Source organism: Cupriavidus sp. P-10, assembly GCF_003402535.2.
GTDB lineage: Bacteria > Pseudomonadota > Gammaproteobacteria > Burkholderiales > Burkholderiaceae > Cupriavidus.
Window position 1 is genome coordinate 3158817 of record NZ_AP025170.1, and the last position, 17601, is coordinate 3176417.

The following is a 17601-nucleotide window of genomic DNA, read 5'->3' on the forward strand; positions in this document are numbered from 1 at the left end:
ATGGCGCTGGCGTATTCCGTTTCGCCGTTTCCCGCCGGTAGCGGGCAATTGCTGCAGGCGCTGGCGGCGCTGCCGCCTGCCTTCATGGTGGCGGTGACGGCCGTGCTGGGCCTGGTGGTGGGCAGTTTCCTCAATGTGGTGATCCACCGGCTGCCGCGCATGATGGAGCGCGACGAAGCCAACTATATCGCCGAGCTGCGCGGCGACCCGCTGCCCTACCCCGCCCGCTACAACCTGATGGTGCCGCGCTCGGCCTGTCCGCATTGCGGCCACGCGATCGCGCCCTGGGAAAACGTGCCGGTGCTGAGCTGGCTGGCGCTGCGCGGGCGCTGCTCGGCCTGCAAGACACGGATCAGCGTGCGCTATCCGCTGGTGGAACTGGCCTGCGGCGTGCTGAGCGCGCTGGTGGCGTGGCGCTTCGGCCCTGGCGCGCAGGCGTTGGCGGCGCTGGTGCTGGTCTGGGCACTGCTGGCGCTGACCCTGATCGATGCCGACACCCAGTTGCTGCCGGACCAGATCACGCTGCCGCTGCTGTGGCTGGGACTGGTGCTGAACCTGGGCGGGTGGTTCGTGCCACTGGCCGACGCTGTCATCGGCGCCGCCGCCGGCTACCTGGTGCTGTGGACGGCGTACTGGCTGTTCCGGCTGGTGCGCGGCAAGGAAGGCATGGGTTTCGGCGATTTCAAGCTGATGGCGGCCCTTGGAGCGTGGTTCGGCTGGCAGGCACTGCCGGCGCTGGTGCTGCTGTCGTCGGTGGCCGGCGTGGCGTTCGGGCTGGCCAGCATCGCGCTGCGCCGGCAGGATCGCGACACGCCCTTCCCCTTCGGCCCCTTCATCGCGCTGGCGGGGCTGGTGGTGCTGGTGTTCGGTCCCGGCGTGCTGCCGCTGACCTTGCTGCCTTGAAGCTGGTATCGTGACGGCAACATCGACAACTGGCCTTCACGGCATCCCCACATGCTGGAAATCGGACTGACCGGCGGCATCGGCAGCGGCAAGACCCGCGTGGCCGACATGTTCGCCGCGCGCGGCGCCGCGATCGTCGACACCGACCTGCTCGCCCACCAGATCACAGCCCCGGGCGGGCGCGCCATCCCGGCGCTGGTCGAAGCCTTTGGGCCTGAATGCCTGCGCGCTGACGGCGCCATGGATCGCGACGCGATGCGCGCGCTGGTGTTCGCCGACCCGGCCGCCAAGGCGCGCCTCGAAGGCATCACCCATCCGCTGATCCGCGCGCTGACCAACGAGCATGCCCAGGCAGTCCGCGACGCCGGCGAACATCCTTACCTGATCTATGTGGTGCCGCTGCTGGTCGAGTCCGGCTCATGGCGCGAGCGCGTGGGCCGCGTGCTGGTGGTCGACTGCACCGAAGCCACCCAGGTGGCGCGAGTGATGGCGCGCAACGGCTTCAGCCGCGAACAGGTGCAGGCGATCATGGCCAGGCAGGCCACGCGGCGCGCGCGGCTGGCATGTGCCGACGACGTCATCGACAACGACGGCCCGGTGGATGCGCTGGTTGCGCAGGTGGACCGGCTCGACCGCTATTACCGCGAACTGTCGGCGTCCGGAAAGGTCCATCCCGAAGCCGGCGCATGATGCGCAGGCCCGGCACGGCGGCACGCGGCGAACGCGCGTCCGACATTGTCCTCGGCCCGGGTCTCGCATAGAATGCGCTGGAACATGCCGGGAAATCGCCGCATACTGCGGGCATTGGACACCGCGGATCACTCCGACACGGTCCACCCAGCCCCTTCCGGCGTTCCCCGGGCCACATTCCGCACCGGGCCTGCTCATCTCACGGGGCCCGCCCGGCGCCCTGCACGGACATAGCTCTTGATTCTGTACGAATACCCTTTCAACGAACGCATCAGGACACTCCTGCGCCTGGAGGACCTGTTCGATCGGCTGGAATACTTCCTCGGCCAGGATCATCCCCAGCAGCACCATGTCGCGCTGACTACGCTGTTCGAGATCATTGAGGTGGCCGGCCGTGCCGACCTCAAGACCGACCTGATCAAGGAACTGGAACGCCAGCGCCAGGCGCTGGCGCCGCTGCGCGCCAACCCCCAGATCGACCAGGAAGCGCTGGACAGCGTGATCGGCGAAATCGAGCAGGGCATCGCCCTGCTCAACCAGACCGTGGGCAAGGCCGGGCAGCTGCTGACCGACAACGAGTGGCTGACCAGCATCCGCAGCCGCGCCATCATTCCCGGCGGCACCTGCGAGTTCGACCTGCCGGCCTACTACGCGTGGCAGCATCGTCCCGCGGAGGAGCGCCGCGCCGATATCCTGAAGTGGGCGCGCCCGCTGGTGTCGCTGCGCATGGGCACCACCATCGTGCTGCGCCTGCTGCGCGAAGCCGGCCAGAGCGGCAAGGTGATCGCCACCGGCGGCAGCTACCAGCAGATGCTGTCGGGCCGCAGCTACCAGCTGATGCAGGTGTGGCTGGATGATTCGCTGCTGGCCTTCATCCCTGAAATGAGCGCCAACAAGTACATGCTGTGGGTGCGCTTCACCCAGCAGGATGGTGACCTGCGGCCCCGTTCGGTCGACGCGGATATCCCGTTCTTGCTGAAACTCTGTAATTTCTGAAGCCTGCGTCTTAAGCCATGCCCGCTGTCGTCAAATGTCCCACCTGTGGCACCGATGTGCCTTGGGTGACCGACAACAAATTCCGCCCGTTCTGTTCCGAGCGTTGCAAGCAAATCGATCTCGGTGCCTGGGCGTCCGAAAAGTACGTGATTGGCGGCAAGCCAGGCGAGACCCCCTCGCCTGACCTGCCTGGCGACGAGGACGACTGAGCCCCGCCTCGCCGTTGTATTCAGTGCGCCGCCGCCAGCACGCGGCGGTAGAACCCCAGGCACACCAGCACGAAGACCACCAGGCCCAGCCACTGCGCCGTCGCTTCAAAACCTGCGCCCACCAACGCCAGCAACGGTGTCCACGGCAAGCACGGCGGACGTCGTGAAGATGGCCAGCGCGATGGCGGACTTGCCGCCTTCCGGCGTATCCAGCAGGCCGTCCGCGGTGCCGAGCGCCAGGATCAGCAGCGAGACCAGGATCACCGCAATGATGCCGATGCCCGAGATCGGGCTGGCCGACGAACCGACCAGTCCTGCCAGGTGCCGGCCCAGGGTCTGAGCCCTAGGCTTCCTCGCCCAGCCATTGGACCACCGGAATGGTGGCCGGCAACAGCGGCGCGACCGTCACGGGCACCGTCTGCCAGGAAAAGGCCTGGCCTTCGCGGCCGACCGGGTCACCGCGCCAGGCAGTGACCTTGCAGAAATGCAGCCGCACATAGGCGTGCGGGTAGTCGTGCTCGAGCACATGCCAGCGCTCGCACGCGGTGATATCCAGTCCCAGCTCCTCATGCAGCTCGCGGGCGAGCGCGGCTTCCACGGTCTCGCCTGGCTCGAGCTTGCCGCCGGGGAATTCCCAGTAGCCTTCGTACGGCTTGCCCGCCGGGCGCTGCGCCAGCAGGAAGCGGCCATCCGGCTGCACCAGCACGCCGACCGCGACTTCGGTGACCTTGCGCGGCGGGTTGCCGGCGGTCCCTGCAGGCTTGTCCATCGGCGCGCTCATGCCTTTTCGTTGCCCGGCACGTCAGCGATATAGGGCTGGCCATGCTTGCCGCCCCAGTCGCGCGCGAACTGCCACGCCACCCGGCCCGAGCGCGAGCCGCGCTCCAGCGCCCACACCAGCGCGTCGCCGCGCGCCGCCGCGATGTCCTCTTCCGTGCAGCCGAAGTGCCTGAGCCAGTGGCCCACGATCGCCAGGTACTCATCCTGCTTGGGCGGGTAGAACGACAGCCACAGGCCGAAGCGCTCGGACAGCGAGATCTTCTCCTCGACCACTTCACCAGGATGGATTTCGCCGTCGTCGGTGTGGCGATAGGTCTCGTTGTCCTTCATGTACTCCGGCAGCAGGTGCCGGCGGTTGGACGTGGCGTAGATCAGCACATTGTCCGACTGCGCCGCGACCGAGCCGTCCAGCGCCGACTTCAGCGACTTGTAGCCCGATTCGCCCTCCTCGAACGACAGGTCGTCGCAGAAGATGACGAAGCGCTCGGGGCGCTGCGAGACCAGTTCGACGATATCGCCGAGGTCGCCCAGGTCATCCTTGTCGACTTCCACCAACCGCAGCCCGTCCTTGACGAAGGCATTCAGGCAAGCCTTGATCAGCGACGACTTGCCGGTGCCGCGCGCTCCGGTCAGCAGCACGTTGTTGGCCGGCAGCTTGCTCACGAACTGGCGCGTATTGGCAACGATGGCGTCTTTCTGGCGCTCGATGTTCTTCAGGTCGTCCAGGTGGATCGGCGGCAGCTGGCGCACCGGCTGCAGGTAGCCGATATTGCCGAACAGGCTCTGGCGCTTGCGCCAGCGGAACGCTACCGCCTCCTGCCAGTCCGCATCGTTCAGTTGCGGCGGCAGCCATTGTTCGAGGCGGGAGAGGAAGTTGTCGAGGCGGGCGGCGAGGTCGGACATGGCGAGGGCGTGGAATGTTTCATGCGCCCTGCCCGCGGTCGCGGGCAGGAGAGTTGCAGCTCAGGAACGATAATCGGCGTTGATCGACACGTAGTCGTGCGACAGGTCGCAGGTCCACACCGTGGCTTCGGCATTGCCACGGCCCAGCGCGATGCGCACCGTGATCTCGGCCTGCTTCATCACGCGCTGGCCGTCTTCCTCGCGGTAGTCGGGGTTGCGGCCGCCGTCGCGGGCGACCCAGACATCGTCCAGCCACAGGTTGACGCGGCCGACGTCCAGGTCATTGACGCCGGCGTAGCCCACTGCGGCCAGGATACGGCCCAGGTTGGGGTCCGAGGCATAGAACGCGGTCTTGACCAGCGGCGAATGCGCGACCGCATAGGCGATCTGGCGGCATTCGGCCACGTCCTTGCCGCCTTCCACGCGGATGGTCATCAGCTTGGTCGCGCCTTCGCCGTCGCGCACGATCATCTGCGCCAGTTCCTGGGCCAGGCCCGTCACCGCGTCGCGCAGCGCTTCAAAGGCCTGGCCTTCGGCACGGTCGACCGCGGCACCGGACTTGCCCGACGCGATCAGCACGAACGAATCGTTGGTCGAGGTATCGCCATCGATGGTGATGCTGTTGAACGAGTGGTCGGCCGCGTGCGCCACCAGCCCCTGCAGCACCGGCTGCGCCACCGCGGCGTCCATGGCGATAAAGCCCAGCATGGTCGCCATGTTCGGGCGGATCATGCCGGCGCCCTTGCTGATACCCGACAGCGTCACGGTCTTGCCGTCGATCTGCACGGTGCGCGACGCGACCTTGGGCTGCGTGTCAGTGGTCATGATCGCTTCCGCCGCACCCAGCCAGTTGTCAGCCTTGGCATTGGCGATGGCGGCGGGCAGCCCGGCCAACAGGCGGTCCATCGGCAACTGCTCGAGGATCACGCCGGTCGAGAACGGCAGCACCTGGTCGGCATCGATGCCCAGCTGCGCAGCCAGCGCATCGCAGGTGGCGCGGGCGTTGGTCAGACCCTGCTCGCCGGTACCGGCGTTGGCATTGCCGGTGTTGACCACCAGCGCGCGGATGCCCTTGCCCGACTTGTTCACGGCAGCAAGATGCTCCCGGCAGACCTGCACCGGCGCGGCGCAGAAGCGGTTGCTGGTGAAGACGCCGGCCACAGTGCTGCCTTCGGCCACGCGCACCACCAGCACGTCCTTGCGGTTGGGCTTGCGGATGCCCGCCTCGGCCCAGCCGAGCTCCACGCCGGCGACGGATTTCAGGTTCTCTGCCTGGGGCAGCGGAAGATTGACGGGCATGTAGGACTCCTCGATGTTCCTGCTCGCGACTTGCTTGTCTCAGACGAACATGCCCGCGAAGGGCGGGCATGTTCGTTTCCTCTTGCGCCACTCCCCGTGCTGCGGAAGCGGCGTCATACCGGGTACCCGGCGCGGCTCAGCTCAGCTGAGCTTGCCGTGGCACTGCTTGAACTTCTTGCCCGAGCCGCACGGGCACGGATCGTTGCGGCCGACCTTGGGCATGCCAGCCAGCGCCAGCTCGGCGGCGGCCATCGCGGCACCGGTGCGCGGCGACGGCGCTTCCTCGACCGGCTCGCGGCCTTCGGCGAACTCGTCGTGCTTGTACTGCACGTTCTCCAGGTGCGACAGGCCTTCCTCGATCTGCTCGGAAGCCTGTTCCAGTTCTTCCGGCGACTGGATCTGCACGTTGAAGGTGACGCGGGTGACTTCGTCCTTGATCACGTCCAGCAGGCGCGCGAACAGCTCGAACGACTCGCGCTTGTACTCCTGCTTGGGATCCTTCTGCGCATAGCCGCGCAGGTGGATGCCCTGGCGCAGGTGGTCCAGCGCGGCCAGGTGCTCGCGCCAGTGCGTGTCGATGCTCTGCAGCATGACCGAGCGCTCGAAGCCGGCGAACGACTCGCGGCCGACCATCGCGACCTTGCCGTCGTAGCGCTCGGTTGCCGCCTTCATGATCTGGTCGAGCAGCTCTTCATCCTCGATGCTCTGCGCGCCCTCGATGGTCTGCGCCAGCGGCACTTCCATGCCCCAGTCCTCGCGCAGGCGCGTTTCCAGGCCGGCAATGTTCCACTGCTCTTCCATGGTGTCGGCCGGCACGTGATCGCGGAACAGCTCGATCAGCACGCCCTCGCGCAGGTTGGTGACCATCTCGCCGACGTCGTTGGCCTCAAGCACGTCGTTGCGCAGCTTGTAGATTTCCTTGCGCTGGTCGTTGGCAACGTCGTCGTATTGCAGCAGCTGCTTGCGGATGTCGAAGTTGCGGCCTTCCACCTTGCGCTGCGCCGATTCGATCGAGCGCGTGACAATGCCGGCTTCGATCGGCTCGCCTTCGGGCATCTTCAGGCGCTCCATGATCGCGCGCACGCGGTCGCCGGCGAAGATGCGCAGCAGCTGGTCGTCCAGCGACAGGTAGAAGCGCGACGAACCCGGGTCGCCCTGGCGGCCGGCGCGGCCGCGCAGCTGGTTGTCGATACGTCGCGACTCGTGGCGCTCGGTGCCGACGATATGCAGGCCGCCGGCAGCCTTGACCTGCTCGTGCAGCGACTGCCATTCATCCTTGAGCTGCTGGATGCGCGCGGCCTTGTCGGCGTCGGACAGGTTCGGGTCCGCGTCGATAAAGCCCGACTGCTTCTCCACGTTGCCGCCCAGCACGATGTCGGTACCGCGGCCCGCCATGTTGGTGGCGATGGTGATCATCTTGGGACGACCGGCCTGCGCCACGATCTCGGCTTCACGCGCGTGCTGCTTGGCGTTAAGCACCTGGTGCGGCAACTGTTCGCGGTCGAGCAGGCCCGACAGGTATTCCGAGGTCTCGATGGAGGTAGTGCCCACCAGCACCGGCTGGCCACGCTCGTAGCAGTCGCGGATATCGCGCACCACGGCGTCGTAGCGCTCCTTGCCGGTCTTGTAGATCTGGTCCTGCTGATCCTTGCGCTGGGCCGGGCGGTTGGTCGGGATCACCACCACTTCCAGGCCGTAGATTTCCTGGAATTCGTACGCTTCGGTGTCAGCCGTACCGGTCATGCCGGCCAGCTTGGTGTACATGCGGAAGTAGTTCTGGAAGGTGATGGTCGCCAGCGTCTGGTTCTCTTGCTGGACGGTCACGCCTTCCTTGGCTTCGACGGCCTGGTGCAGGCCATCGGACCAGCGGCGGCCGGTCATCAGGCGGCCGGTGAATTCGTCGACGATCACGACTTCGTCGTTCTGCACCACGTAGTGCTGGTCACGGTGGAACAGGCTGTGCGCGCGCAGGGCGGCGTACAGGTGGTGCATCAGCGTGATGTTCTGCGGCGCGTACAGCGACTCGCCTTCACCGATCAGGCCCTGCTGCGACAGGATCTCTTCGGCCTTCTCGTGGCCGGCTTCGGTCAGGTAGACCTGGTGGCCCTTCTCGTCGACGTAGTAATCGCCCGGCTTCTCGACGCCGGTGCCGTCGGCCTTTTCCTCGCCGATCTGGCGCTCGAGCAGCTTGGGGATGCCGTTCATGCGCTGGTACAGGTCGGTCTGGTTCTCGGCTTGACCGGAGATGATCAGCGGGGTGCGAGCCTCGTCGATCAGGATCGAATCCACTTCATCGACGATGGCGTAGTTCAGCGGCCGCTGCACCCGTTGCGACGGGTCGTAGACCATGTTGTCGCGCAGGTAGTCGAAGCCGAACTCGTTGTTGGTGCCGTAGGTGATGTCGGAGTTGTACGCCGCCTGCTTCTCGTCATGCGCCATCTGCGACAGGTTCACACCCACCGACAGACCCAGGAAGTTGTACAGCCGGCCCATCCACTCGGCATCGCGCTGGGCGAGGTAGTCGTTCACCGTCACCACGTGCACGCCCTTGCCGGTGATGGCGTTCAGGTACACGGCCAGCGTCGCGGTCAGCGTCTTGCCTTCGCCGGTGCGCATTTCGGCGATCTTGTTGTCGTTCAGCACCATGCCGCCGATCAGCTGCACGTCGAAGTGGCGCATCTTCATGACGCGCTTGCTGGCCTCGCGGCACACGGCAAAGGCCTCTGGCAGCAGGGCATCAAGCGACTCGCCGCCGGCGTGGCGCTGCCGGAAGGTCTCGGTCATGCCACGCAGCTCGTCGTCCGAGAGTTGCTCGAACTTCGGCTCCAGCGCATTGATCTGCGCCACCGTGCGGCGATATTGTTTGATCAGCCGCTCATTGCGGCTGCCGAAGACTTTCTTGAGAAGGCCCGTGATCATCGATTGCTTTCACCTGCGCGGGTCCGGGCTGACGCCCCTGGTAAGCGGGCTGCACCGGCGGCCGGGCGAGGAATGGATAGATTGGCGCAAAACGCCGAGTTTATCATGTGCCGGGGTCACGGCCGGAACGCGCCGGGCCTTGCCGTGCAAGGCTGCCAATGCCAGACACAGGCCAACGCAGGCCGACCCCGGCCCTCTGCTTGCAACAGTTTGGGGCAGGAGCGCCAGCTTCAATCCGCACCCGCCCCGGGCAGCCCCGCCGCCCCTTGCTAGAATGCAGCCATGCGCCGCTTCACCCACCACGCCCTGCAGACTGCTGCCGCCAAGCCGCTCAATGACTGGCTGGCCAAGTCCGGCCCGGTTTCCGGGCTGATGCAGACCGCGCGCCAGCTGGCCGTACTGGAGGCAGAAGTGCTGTCGCTGCTCCCGCCCGGCATGCGCGCCGGCATTGCCGTGGCCGGGGTCAAGCGCGACGCCGTCGACGCGAACGGCCAGGTGCTGCTGTTGCTGGCGGCACATGGCGCGGCCGCGGCGCGGGTGCGGCAGGTAGTGCCGACGCTGCTGGGACGGCTGCAGCAGCGCGGCTCGCAGATCACCTCCATCAGGGTGCGCGTACAGCCCGAGGTGCAGCGCCATGCGGACTGGGACACCGGTCCGGTCGAGCGCAAGCGCACCTGCGGACAGATGACGCCGACCGGACTCGCCAGCCTGGACCAGCTCGCCCGTAACCTGCCCGATTCGCCGCTGCGCGACGCGCTCAAGACACTGCTCTCGCATCACCGCTGAGCGTCCGACAGCAATTCCCGGACAAACAAGAAAGCCGACCCTCGGGTCGGCTTTTCGTTGCGTGGCGGGCAGGCAGCGCGGCTCAGGCAAGCGGCTCAGGCAAAGGCCGGCTGTGCCTGCGGCAGGAAGGCGGCGGGCGCTTCCTCGACGCGATCGAACGTGACCAGTTCGTAGGCCTCCTGATCCGCCAGCAGCGCGCGCAGCAGCTGGTTGTTCAATCCATGCCCCGACTTGTGCGCCACATAGGCCCCGATCAGCGGGTGCCCGACCACATACAGGTCGCCGATGGCATCGAGGATCTTGTGGCGCACGAATTCGTCGCCGTAGCGCAGTTCCTCGTTGTTCAGCATGCGGTGCTCGTCCAGCACGATGGCATTGTCCAGGCTGCCGCCGCGCGCCAGGCCCATCTCGCGCAGCGCCTCCACCTCATGGGCAAAGCCGAAGGTGCGGGCCCGGGCGATCTCGCGCACGTAGCTGGTATCGCCAAAATCGATCGAGAAGGTCTGGCCGGTCTTGTCGACCGCCGGATGACGGAAGTCGATGGTGAACGCCAGCTTGAAGCCGAAAAACGGCTCCAGCCGCGCGAACTTGTCGCCCTCGCGCACTTCCACCGGCTTCTTGACGCGGATGAAGGTCTTCAGCGCGTTCTGCTCTTCGATGCCGGCCGATTGCAGCAGGAACACGAAGGACGCGGCGCTGCCGTCCATGATCGGGATTTCCTCTGCGTCGACATCGACATAGAGGTTGTCGATGCCCAGGCCGGCGCAGGCCGACATCAGGTGCTCGACGGTCGAAACGCGCGCGCCATCCTTCTGCAGCACCGACGCCAGGCGCGTGTCGCCGATGGCCGACGCGGCCACGGGAATCTCGACGGCCTCGGGCAGGTCGACGCGGGTAAAGACGATGCCGGTGTCGGCCGCCGCGGGACGCAGGGTCAGCGTGACCTTGCGGCCCGAGTGCAGCCCGATGCCAACCGTCTTCACCAGGGATTTGATCGTGCGCTGTTTGAGCATGACAGCCTCAACTATTATAAAAATCTATCGTGGTGCTTTTTCTGATTAAGCGATTTTACCACCGCCGGGAAAGTGGTGCAGCCGGGTTTTGTTTCCGGCTGTTAACGCCGCGCCAAGATGTTGCGAATTATCCACGTTTACCCAGGCGACTGTATCAGCCGCGCAACGCAGCCAGCACGGCCTCGGCGCTGCTGACGCGGAATTCGCCGGGCGCTTCCACATCGAGCCGGGTCACAACACCATCGTCGATCACCATGGCGTAGCGCTTGGAGCGCACACCCATGCCGCGCGCCCCCAGGTCCTGGTCCAGACCCAGCGCACGCGTCCATTCCGCGCTGCCGTCAGCCATCATGCGCACTGTGCCGGCGACCTGCTGTTCGCGGCCCCACGCGCCCATGACAAAGGCGTCGTTGACCGACACGCACCACACTTCATCGACGCCCGCGGCACGCAGGTCCGCGGCGTGCGTCACGAAGCCCGGCACATGCTTGGCCGAGCAGGTCGGCGTGAACGCGCCGGGCAGCCCGAACACCACGATCTTGCGCCCGCGCACCAGGTCGGCGACGCGGAAGGCGTTGGGGCCGAGCGCACAGCCATTGCTCTCGGTATCAAAGAATTCCTGCAGGGTGGCGTCCGGGACGCGGGAACCGACGGTAATCATGGGGCGTGGTCTTCCTGGGTTTTCTGAAGGATAGGACGGATGCGAATCGGCTGCCCTGACGATTGTTGCATCGCACAGTCAGCAGGCAATCCCAAGATCATAGGCGCGGCGCCGGCGATGCAAAAGCCGGGTCACATCCGGTCGCATTCGATACACCTTGCTACAAAGACGTCCGCGCGACGCACCTTGTGGGTGCGCCGCGCGGACGGCGAGACATCCCGACCGGGGAGGCGGGAAACCAGTCCGGGGAGGCGGCCAGCGGCACGCCCTGCCCGGCGACGGGATGCGGGTTGTGGCGAACGATACGCCGATGCGGCAGGCGGCGCGGCGCCGCCGGCTGCCTGCCGGGTCACGTCAGTCCATGCAAGGCACGCGCGGATAGGGAGCGCGCGTGCATCGCGACAAGGCGACGCGATCCGTCAGGCGGCCGGTGGAGGCACCGATGCCGCGCCGTCCGGCGCTCAGTCTGCCTGCTTGCGCAGGAAGGCCGGAATATCGTACGTGTCCACACCCTTCTCCTGCAGCGCCGCCACGTGGGCAGACGCCGACTCGCGCGAGCTGCGCCACACCGCCGGCGTGTCCAGGTTGCTGTAGTCCGGCGAGCTGTGCTGCGCGGCAGTGGCGGCCATGTTGGCCATCATCTGCACCGGCATGTTGTCCGTGCCAGTCTTCAGCAGCGTCATCGGCTGCTGCTTCTTGGCCGAGCGGCCCAGGCCGGTCGCGACCACGGTCACGCGCAGCGCATCGCTCATCGAATCGTCGTACACCGTACCGAAGATCACGGTCGCATCTTCCGCGGCATAGCTGCGGATGGTGTTCATGACTTCCTTGGTTTCCGACAGCTTCAGCGAACGGCTGGCAGTGATGTTGACCAGCACGCCGCGCGCGCCGGACAGGTCCACGCCTTCCAGCAGCGGACTGGCAACGGCCTGCTCGGCCGCCAGGCGGGCGCGGTCCACGCCCGACACGGTAGCCGTCCCCATCATGGCCTTGCCCTGCTCGCCCATCACCGTCTTCACGTCTTCGAAGTCGACGTTCACCAGGCCGTCAACGTTGATGATCTCGGCAATGCCGGCCACCGCGTTGTGCAGCACGTCGTCGGCGCACTGGAAGCATGCGTCCATCTCGGCGTCGTCGCCCATCACTTCGAACAGCTTTTCGTTGAGCACCACGATCAGCGAGTCGACGCTCGACTCCAGCTCGCTGGAGCCATGTTCGGCCACCTTGGCGCGGCGCGCTCCTTCGAACTCGAACGGCTTGCTGACCACGCCCACGGTCAGGATGCCCATCTCCTTGGCCACCTGCGCCACGATCGGCGCGGCACCGGTACCGGTACCGCCGCCCATGCCGGCAGTGATGAAGACCATGTGCGCGCCGCGCAGCGAGTCGGCGATCTGATCACGGGCCTGCTCGGCGCAGTTGCGGCCGACTTCCGGCTTGGCGCCAGCGCCCAGGCCCGTATTGCCGAGTTGCAGCACGCGCGAAGCGCTGGAACGCTTGAGCGCCTGGGCGTCGGTGTTCATGCAGATGAATTCGACGCCTTGCACGCCGCGGCTGATCATGTGCTGCACGGCGTTACCGCCCGCGCCGCCCACGCCAACCACTTTGATGACGGTGCCGTCCTGCACTTCCGTTTCGATCATGTCAAAGTCCATCACTGCCTCCGAGAAGAATCAGTCCCCATACGCTGCAGCCTCCCCGCCGCAACCCATGGTTCCTGAACAAAAAACCGTTAAGAAAAGAACCAGGAAACTTCACTCAACGCGCCAGCGCATGTCCGGTAGACAAAGCCACCAGCGCGTCGTTGCAACTTCAGCCGACAATTTCCGCATTCATCAGAAATTGCCGACGAACCATTCCTTCATGCGGGTCCACACTTGCTTGACCGACCCGCTCTGCACCGCCACCTTGCGCCCGCGCATCCGTTGCACGCGGCCTTCCAGCAGCAGGCCCATCACCGTTGCGTAGCGCGGGCTCTTCACCACCTCGTGCAGGTTGCCGCGATACTCCGGCACGCCTACGCGCACGGGCTTGAGGAAGATGTCCTCGCCCAGCTCGACCATGCCCGGCATCATCGCGGTACCGCCCGTGATGACCACGCCGGACGACAACAGTTCTTCATAGCCCGACTCGCGCACCACCTGGTGCACCAGCGAGTACAGCTCTTCGATGCGCGGCTCGATCACCGCGGCCAGCGCCTGGCGGCTGAGCGTGCGGGTGCCGCGGTCGCCTACGCCTGGCACCTCGATCATGTCTTCCGGGTCGGCGATGGCCTGCTTGGCGATGCCGTACTGCATCTTGATGTCCTCGGCATCGGGCGTCGGCGTACGCAGCGCCATGGCGATGTCGTTGGTGATCTGGTCGCCGGCGATGGGAATCACGGCCGTATGGCGGATCGCGCCTTCGCTGAAGATGGCGATGTCGGTGGTGCCGCCGCCGATGTCGACCAGCACCACGCCCAGTTCTTTCTCGTCCTCGGTCAGCACCGCCAGGCTTGACGCCAGCGGCTGCAGGATCAGGTCGTGCACTTCCAGGCCGCAGCGGCGCACGCACTTGACGATGTTTTGCGCGGCGCTGACGGCGCCGGTGACAATATGCACCTTCACTTCCAGGCGGATGCCGCTCATGCCGATGGGCTCGCGCACGTCTTCCTGGCCGTCGATGATGAATTCCTGCGTCAGGATGTGCAGGATCTGCTGGTCGGTCGGGATATTGACCGCCTTGGCGGTCTCGATCACGCGCGCCACGTCGGTCTGGGTGACCTCCTTGTCCTTGATCGCCACCATGCCGCTGGAGTTGAAGCTGCGGATATGGCTGCCGGCAATGCCGGTAAAGACCTCCGAGATCTTGCAGTCGGCCATCAGCTCAGCCTCTTCCAGTGCTTTCTGGATCGACTGCACGGTGGCCTCGATATTGACCACGACCCCTTTCTTCAGACCCTTGGACTCCGACTGGCCCATCCCGATCACCTCGTAGCTGCCGTCGGGGCGCAGTTCTGCAACCACCGCCGCCACCTTCGAGGTGCCGATATCGAGACCGACCAACAGGTCCTTGTATTCCTTGCTCATCGGGTTTTCTCCGCGTTCTTGCTCTTCAGTCGCGTCGGATTGTTGTTGGAAGTGCCGGAAACCGCTGCGCCTGCCTGCGTAGCCCGGGCCGCCTTCGCTGCCCGCTCCGCCTTCTCGGCCCGCACCGCCGCGGCGATCTGCGCCTCGGTCAGGAAGCGGGCGTTGGCGGCGCGGATGGCAAAACCGTTGGGATAACGCAGGTCGGCGTAGTCGATCTGCTTGCCCCACTGCTCGGTGACCTGCGGCCACGCAGCGACGAAACGCCTGACCCGCTGGTCCATCGCAGCGCGGTCCTCATCGTTCTGCTCGCGGCCAAGCTCGACCACCATGCCGTTGGACAGCTTGGCTCGCCAGGCATAGCGGCCCGACAGCGTCACTGCCAGCGGCTCGGTCTGCAGCGGCTTGAACCACTGGCGCATGACTTCGAGCTTCTCGATCACGTCGCCCTCGCTGTCCGGCGGCCCGTCCAGCGCCAGCAGCTGTGCGTCTTCTTCCGCCTCGGCGGTGTTGGCCACGAAGATCTCGCCGTAGGTATTGAGCAGGCGCCCGCTCTCCGCCGAACCCCAGGTCCCGAGCGCCTCGTGTTCTTCGACCTCCACGGCCAGGCCGTTAGGCCACTCGCGCCGGACGCTGGCGCGCCGCACCCACGGCACCGACTCGAACGCCTGCCGTGCCGCGTTCAGGTCCAGCGTGAAGAAGTTGCCCGACAGCTTGCCCAACGCGCTGGAGCGCACGCTGGGGGCGTTCACGTGGCGCAGCGCGCCGCCGTCCATCGGCGCGATCTCGACATGGGTGATGGCAAACACCGGCCGCTGCGCCAGCCATAGCAGGCCGGCCGCGAGCGCCATCAGCGCCACCACGGCGTACAGCGTGGTGGCGATCAGGTTGAGCAGGCGTGCGTTATGCCACATGGTTCAGGCGGGTTCCGGTCAGTTGCTGTGCTTGATTGCAGCGTTAATTTCGTTATTCAGGCTTCCAGTGCTCGTTCGGGTGCAGGTCCAGCGTCGCGGCGGCCACCACCTGCAGCACGAAATCCTCGTAGCTGATGCCGACCGCGCGCGCCGCCATCGGCACCAGCGAATGGCCGGTCATGCCGGGCGAGGTATTCATCTCGAGCAGGAAAGGCTTGCCGTCGGCGCGCAGCATCACGTCGGCACGCGCCCACCCACGACAGCCCAGTACGCGGTAAGACTGCACCGCCAGCGCCTGGACTTCTTTCTCGACTTCGGGGTCCAGCCCTGACGGACACAAGTATTGGGTATCGTCAGTAAAGTACTTATTTTGATAGTCGTAGTTGGCTTCGGGCGCGACGATGCGGATCACCGGCAGCGCTTCGGCGGTGTCGCCCTCGCCCACGATCGGGCAGGTCAGCTCGGCGCCATCGACGAAAGTCTCGGCAATGACGTCGTTGTCCAGCGCCTCGGCCTTCTCGAACGCCTCCCGCATCTGGTCGGCCGCCGTCACCTTGGTCAGGCCGATCGACGAGCCTTCGCGCGCCGGCTTGACGATCAGCGGCAGGCCCAGCTCGGCAACCACGGCGTCGAAATCCGTATCGGCATGCAGCATGGCAAAGCGCGGCGTGGGCAGGTCATGCGTGGTCCACAGGCGCTTGGTGGCCTGCTTGTCCATCGCCAGCGCCGAGGCCAGCACGCCGCTGCCGGTGTAGGGCACGCCCAGTTGTTCCAGCAGGCCCTGGATGGTGCCGTCTTCGCCGTAGCGGCCGTGCAGCGCGATAAAGACGCGGTCGAATTTGGCCGCGGCCAGCTCGGCCACGCCTTGCAGGCCGGGGTCGAAGCCGTGCGCGTCGACGCCGCGCGACTTCAGCGCGGCCAGCACGCCGTTGCCGGACATCAGCGAGACCTCGCGCTCGGCCGAGCGGCCGCCGAACAGCACGCCGACTTTGCCCAGCGACCTGGGATCGATATTGGGATGGGCGACGAAGCTCATTGCTGGCCTCCCGCCTGTTGCGTCTGCTGGTGCGACACCAGTTGCCCCGGCACGCCGCCGATCGAACCGGCGCCCATTGTCACGACCACATCGCCGGGCCGGACAGCATTCAGGATGGCCTGCGGCATCTCTTCCATCTGCTCCACGAAAACAGGTTCTACCTTGCCGGCCACGCGCAACGCGCGGGTCAGCGCACGGCCGTCGGCGGCCACGATCGGGGTCTCGCCGGCGGCATAGACCTCGGACAGCAGCAGGGCATCGACAGTGCCCAGCACTTTGACGAAGTCTTCAAAACAATCCCGCGTGCGGGTGAAACGGTGCGGCTGGAACGCCAGCACCAGGCGGCGGCCGGGGAACGCGCCGCGCGCGGCAGCCAGCGTGGCGGCCATTTCCACCGGGTGGTGGCCGTAGTCGTCCACCAGCGTGAAGGTGCCGGCACCGTCGGTGGTCGCCACTTCGCCATAGCGCTGGAAGCGGCGGCCCACGCCGTGGAACTCGCGCAACGCCTTCACGATGGCGGCGTCGGGCACTTCCAGCTCGGTGGCGATGGCGATCGCGGCCAGCGCGTTCTGCACGTTGTGCATGCCGGGCAGGTTCAGCACGATTTCCAGCGGCGGCTCGGTATGGCCGTTGAGCTGGCGCAGCACGGTGAAGTGCATCTGGCCGTCGACGGCGCGGGCATCCACCGCGCGGATCTGCGCGTCTTCGGCAAACCCGTAGCGCACCACCGGCTTGGACACCAGCGGCAGGATCTCGCGCACATTGGGGTCGTCCACGCAAAGCACGGCGATGCCGTAGAACGGCAGGCGCTGCGTGAATTCGATGAACGCCTGCTTGAGCCGGGCAAAATCGTGCCCGTAGGTGTCCATGTGGTCGGCATCGATATTGGTGATGACCTCGATGACCGGGAACAGGTTCAGGAACGACGCGTCGGACTCATCCGCCTCGGCCACGATAAAGTCGCCGGTGCCCAAACGCGCGTTGGCGCCGGCGGAGTTGAGCCGGCCGCCGATGACGAAGGTGGGATCCAGCCCGCCTTCGGCCAGCACCGATGCCACCAGGCTGGTGGTGGTGGTCTTGCCATGCGTGCCGGCGATGGCCACGCCCTGCTTCAGGCGCATCAGCTCGGCCAGCATCACCGCGCGCGGCACCACCGGGATGCGCTTGCTGCGCGCGGCCAGCACCTCGGGGTTGTCGCCGCTGACCGCGGTCGACACCACCACGGCATTGGCGCCGGTCACGTTGGCCGCGTCATGCCCGTGCATGACCGTGGCACCCAGCGAGGCCAGGCGCCGCGTGGCGGCATTGCTGCCCACGTCGGAACCCGACACCTTGTAGCCCAGGTTCAGCAGGACCTCGGCGATGCCGCTCATGCCGGCCCCGCCGATGCCCACGAAGTGGATGTTTTTGACGATATGCTTCATTAG

Annotated in this window: 16 protein-coding genes and 1 pseudogene; 5 read left to right on the forward strand and 12 right to left on the reverse strand. The window is 66.3% G+C overall.

The window, feature by feature from the left end; all coding sequences use genetic code 11:
* From CTP10_RS14540 to CTP10_RS14555, 4 genes are all read left to right on the forward strand, one after another.
* Entirely contained in the window at window positions 1-903 is a 903-nt protein-coding gene (locus tag CTP10_RS14540) for a prepilin peptidase (RefSeq protein ID WP_116318217.1), read from the forward strand.
* 51 nt (window positions 904-954) lie between these two features.
* A complete protein-coding gene (coaE, locus tag CTP10_RS14545; RefSeq protein WP_116318218.1) occupies window positions 955-1593 on the forward strand; it encodes a dephospho-CoA kinase in 639 nt (212 codons plus the stop codon).
* A gap of 237 nt (window positions 1594-1830) precedes the next feature.
* Window positions 1831-2589 (forward strand): cell division protein ZapD, encoded by a 759-nt coding sequence (gene zapD, locus CTP10_RS14550; protein ID WP_116318219.1) that lies wholly within the window; start codon window positions 1831-1833, stop codon window positions 2587-2589.
* 17 nt (window positions 2590-2606) lie between these two features.
* Window positions 2607-2798 (forward strand): DNA gyrase inhibitor YacG, encoded by a 192-nt coding sequence (locus tag CTP10_RS14555; protein ID WP_116318220.1) that lies wholly within the window; start codon window positions 2607-2609, stop codon window positions 2796-2798.
* A gap of 129 nt (window positions 2799-2927) precedes the next feature.
* On the opposite strand, the pseudogene CTP10_RS14560 reads toward CTP10_RS14555, so the two are convergent.
* The 5 genes and pseudogenes from CTP10_RS14560 to secA form a co-directional block, all read right to left on the reverse strand.
* Window positions 2928-3122: pseudogene (locus tag CTP10_RS14560) on the reverse strand (hypothetical protein); the annotation flags it as partial.
* Window positions 3123-3141: 19 nt separating this feature from the next.
* Window positions 3142-3579 carry an NUDIX domain-containing protein gene (locus CTP10_RS14565; RefSeq protein WP_116318221.1) on the reverse strand — a complete coding sequence of 146 codons (438 nt, stop codon included), beginning with the start codon at window positions 3577-3579 and terminating at the stop codon, window positions 3142-3144.
* A complete protein-coding gene (locus CTP10_RS14570) occupies window positions 3576-4481 on the reverse strand; it encodes an ATP-binding protein (protein ID WP_116318222.1) in 906 nt (301 codons plus the stop codon). Before CTP10_RS14570 ends, CTP10_RS14565 begins: the two co-directional genes overlap by 4 nt.
* 60 nt (window positions 4482-4541) lie before the next feature.
* Window positions 4542-5780, reverse strand: a complete 1239-nt coding sequence (argJ, locus tag CTP10_RS14575; RefSeq protein WP_116318223.1) for a bifunctional glutamate N-acetyltransferase/amino-acid acetyltransferase ArgJ — start codon at window positions 5778-5780, stop codon at window positions 4542-4544.
* A gap of 141 nt (window positions 5781-5921) precedes the next feature.
* On the reverse strand, window positions 5922-8699 hold the full coding sequence (gene secA, locus CTP10_RS14580; RefSeq protein WP_116318224.1) for a preprotein translocase subunit SecA: 2778 nt from the start codon (window positions 8697-8699) through the stop codon (window positions 5922-5924).
* Between the two features lie 282 nt (window positions 8700-8981).
* Between secA and CTP10_RS14585 the strand changes: the two genes are divergently transcribed.
* The gene (locus CTP10_RS14585; protein WP_116318225.1) at window positions 8982-9485 is read left to right on the forward strand and encodes a DciA family protein; all 504 of its coding nucleotides are present in this window, start codon (window positions 8982-8984) and stop codon (window positions 9483-9485) included.
* 95 nt (window positions 9486-9580) lie between these two features.
* On the opposite strand, the gene lpxC is transcribed toward CTP10_RS14585, so the two are convergent.
* The 7 genes from lpxC to murC form a co-directional block, all read right to left on the reverse strand.
* Window positions 9581-10498, reverse strand: a complete 918-nt coding sequence (gene lpxC / locus CTP10_RS14590) for a UDP-3-O-acyl-N-acetylglucosamine deacetylase (RefSeq protein ID WP_116318226.1) — start codon at window positions 10496-10498, stop codon at window positions 9581-9583.
* A 154-nt stretch (window positions 10499-10652) separates the two neighbouring features.
* Window positions 10653-11159 carry a peroxiredoxin gene (locus CTP10_RS14595; RefSeq protein ID WP_116318227.1) on the reverse strand — a complete coding sequence of 169 codons (507 nt, stop codon included), beginning with the start codon at window positions 11157-11159 and terminating at the stop codon, window positions 10653-10655.
* 461 nt (window positions 11160-11620) lie between these two features.
* Window positions 11621-12814: a cell division protein FtsZ gene (ftsZ, locus tag CTP10_RS14600; protein WP_116318228.1), complete on the reverse strand. Its 1194-nt coding sequence runs from the start codon at window positions 12812-12814 to the stop codon at window positions 11621-11623.
* A gap of 180 nt (window positions 12815-12994) precedes the next feature.
* Window positions 12995-14227 carry a cell division protein FtsA gene (gene ftsA / locus CTP10_RS14605; protein WP_078197976.1) on the reverse strand — a complete coding sequence of 411 codons (1233 nt, stop codon included), beginning with the start codon at window positions 14225-14227 and terminating at the stop codon, window positions 12995-12997.
* Window positions 14224-15138 carry a cell division protein FtsQ/DivIB gene (locus CTP10_RS14610; RefSeq protein WP_116318229.1) on the reverse strand — a complete coding sequence of 305 codons (915 nt, stop codon included), beginning with the start codon at window positions 15136-15138 and terminating at the stop codon, window positions 14224-14226. Before CTP10_RS14610 ends, ftsA begins: the two co-directional genes overlap by 4 nt.
* 52 nt (window positions 15139-15190) lie before the next feature.
* Window positions 15191-16174 (reverse strand): D-alanine--D-alanine ligase, encoded by a 984-nt coding sequence (locus tag CTP10_RS14615; RefSeq protein ID WP_116318230.1) that lies wholly within the window; start codon window positions 16172-16174, stop codon window positions 15191-15193.
* On the reverse strand, window positions 16171-17598 hold the full coding sequence (gene murC, locus CTP10_RS14620) for a UDP-N-acetylmuramate--L-alanine ligase (protein WP_116318231.1): 1428 nt from the start codon (window positions 17596-17598) through the stop codon (window positions 16171-16173). The genes CTP10_RS14615 and murC overlap by 4 nt, the downstream gene beginning before the upstream one ends.
* Window positions 17599-17601 lie beyond the last annotated feature (3 nt).

Bases quoted from the DNA above. Each gene is read 5' to 3' on its own strand.
- CTP10_RS14540 (WP_116318217.1), top strand. From the start codon at position 1: ATGGCGCTGGCGTATTCCGTTTCGCCGTTTCCCGCCGGTAGCGGGCAA.
- coaE (WP_116318218.1), top strand. From the start codon at position 955: ATGCTGGAAATCGGACTGACCGGCGGCATCGGCAGCGGCAAGACCCGC.
- CTP10_RS14555 (WP_116318220.1), top strand. From the start codon at position 2,607: ATGCCCGCTGTCGTCAAATGTCCCACCTGTGGCACCGATGTGCCTTGG.
- CTP10_RS14565 (WP_116318221.1), bottom strand. From the start codon at position 3,579: ATGAGCGCGCCGATGGACAAGCCTGCAGGGACCGCCGGCAACCCGCCG.
- CTP10_RS14570 (WP_116318222.1), bottom strand. From the start codon at position 4,481: ATGTCCGACCTCGCCGCCCGCCTCGACAACTTCCTCTCCCGCCTCGAA.
- argJ (WP_116318223.1), bottom strand. From the start codon at position 5,780: ATGCCCGTCAATCTTCCGCTGCCCCAGGCAGAGAACCTGAAATCCGTC.
- secA (WP_116318224.1), bottom strand. From the start codon at position 8,699: ATGATCACGGGCCTTCTCAAGAAAGTCTTCGGCAGCCGCAATGAGCGG.
- CTP10_RS14585 (WP_116318225.1), top strand. From the start codon at position 8,982: ATGCGCCGCTTCACCCACCACGCCCTGCAGACTGCTGCCGCCAAGCCG.
- lpxC (WP_116318226.1), bottom strand. From the start codon at position 10,498: ATGCTCAAACAGCGCACGATCAAATCCCTGGTGAAGACGGTTGGCATC.
- CTP10_RS14595 (WP_116318227.1), bottom strand. From the start codon at position 11,159: ATGATTACCGTCGGTTCCCGCGTCCCGGACGCCACCCTGCAGGAATTC.
- ftsZ (WP_116318228.1), bottom strand. From the start codon at position 12,814: ATGGACTTTGACATGATCGAAACGGAAGTGCAGGACGGCACCGTCATC.
- ftsA (WP_078197976.1), bottom strand. From the start codon at position 14,227: ATGAGCAAGGAATACAAGGACCTGTTGGTCGGTCTCGATATCGGCACC.
- CTP10_RS14610 (WP_116318229.1), bottom strand. From the start codon at position 15,138: ATGTGGCATAACGCACGCCTGCTCAACCTGATCGCCACCACGCTGTAC.
- CTP10_RS14615 (WP_116318230.1), bottom strand. From the start codon at position 16,174: ATGAGCTTCGTCGCCCATCCCAATATCGATCCCAGGTCGCTGGGCAAA.
- murC (WP_116318231.1), bottom strand. From the start codon at position 17,598: ATGAAGCATATCGTCAAAAACATCCACTTCGTGGGCATCGGCGGGGCC.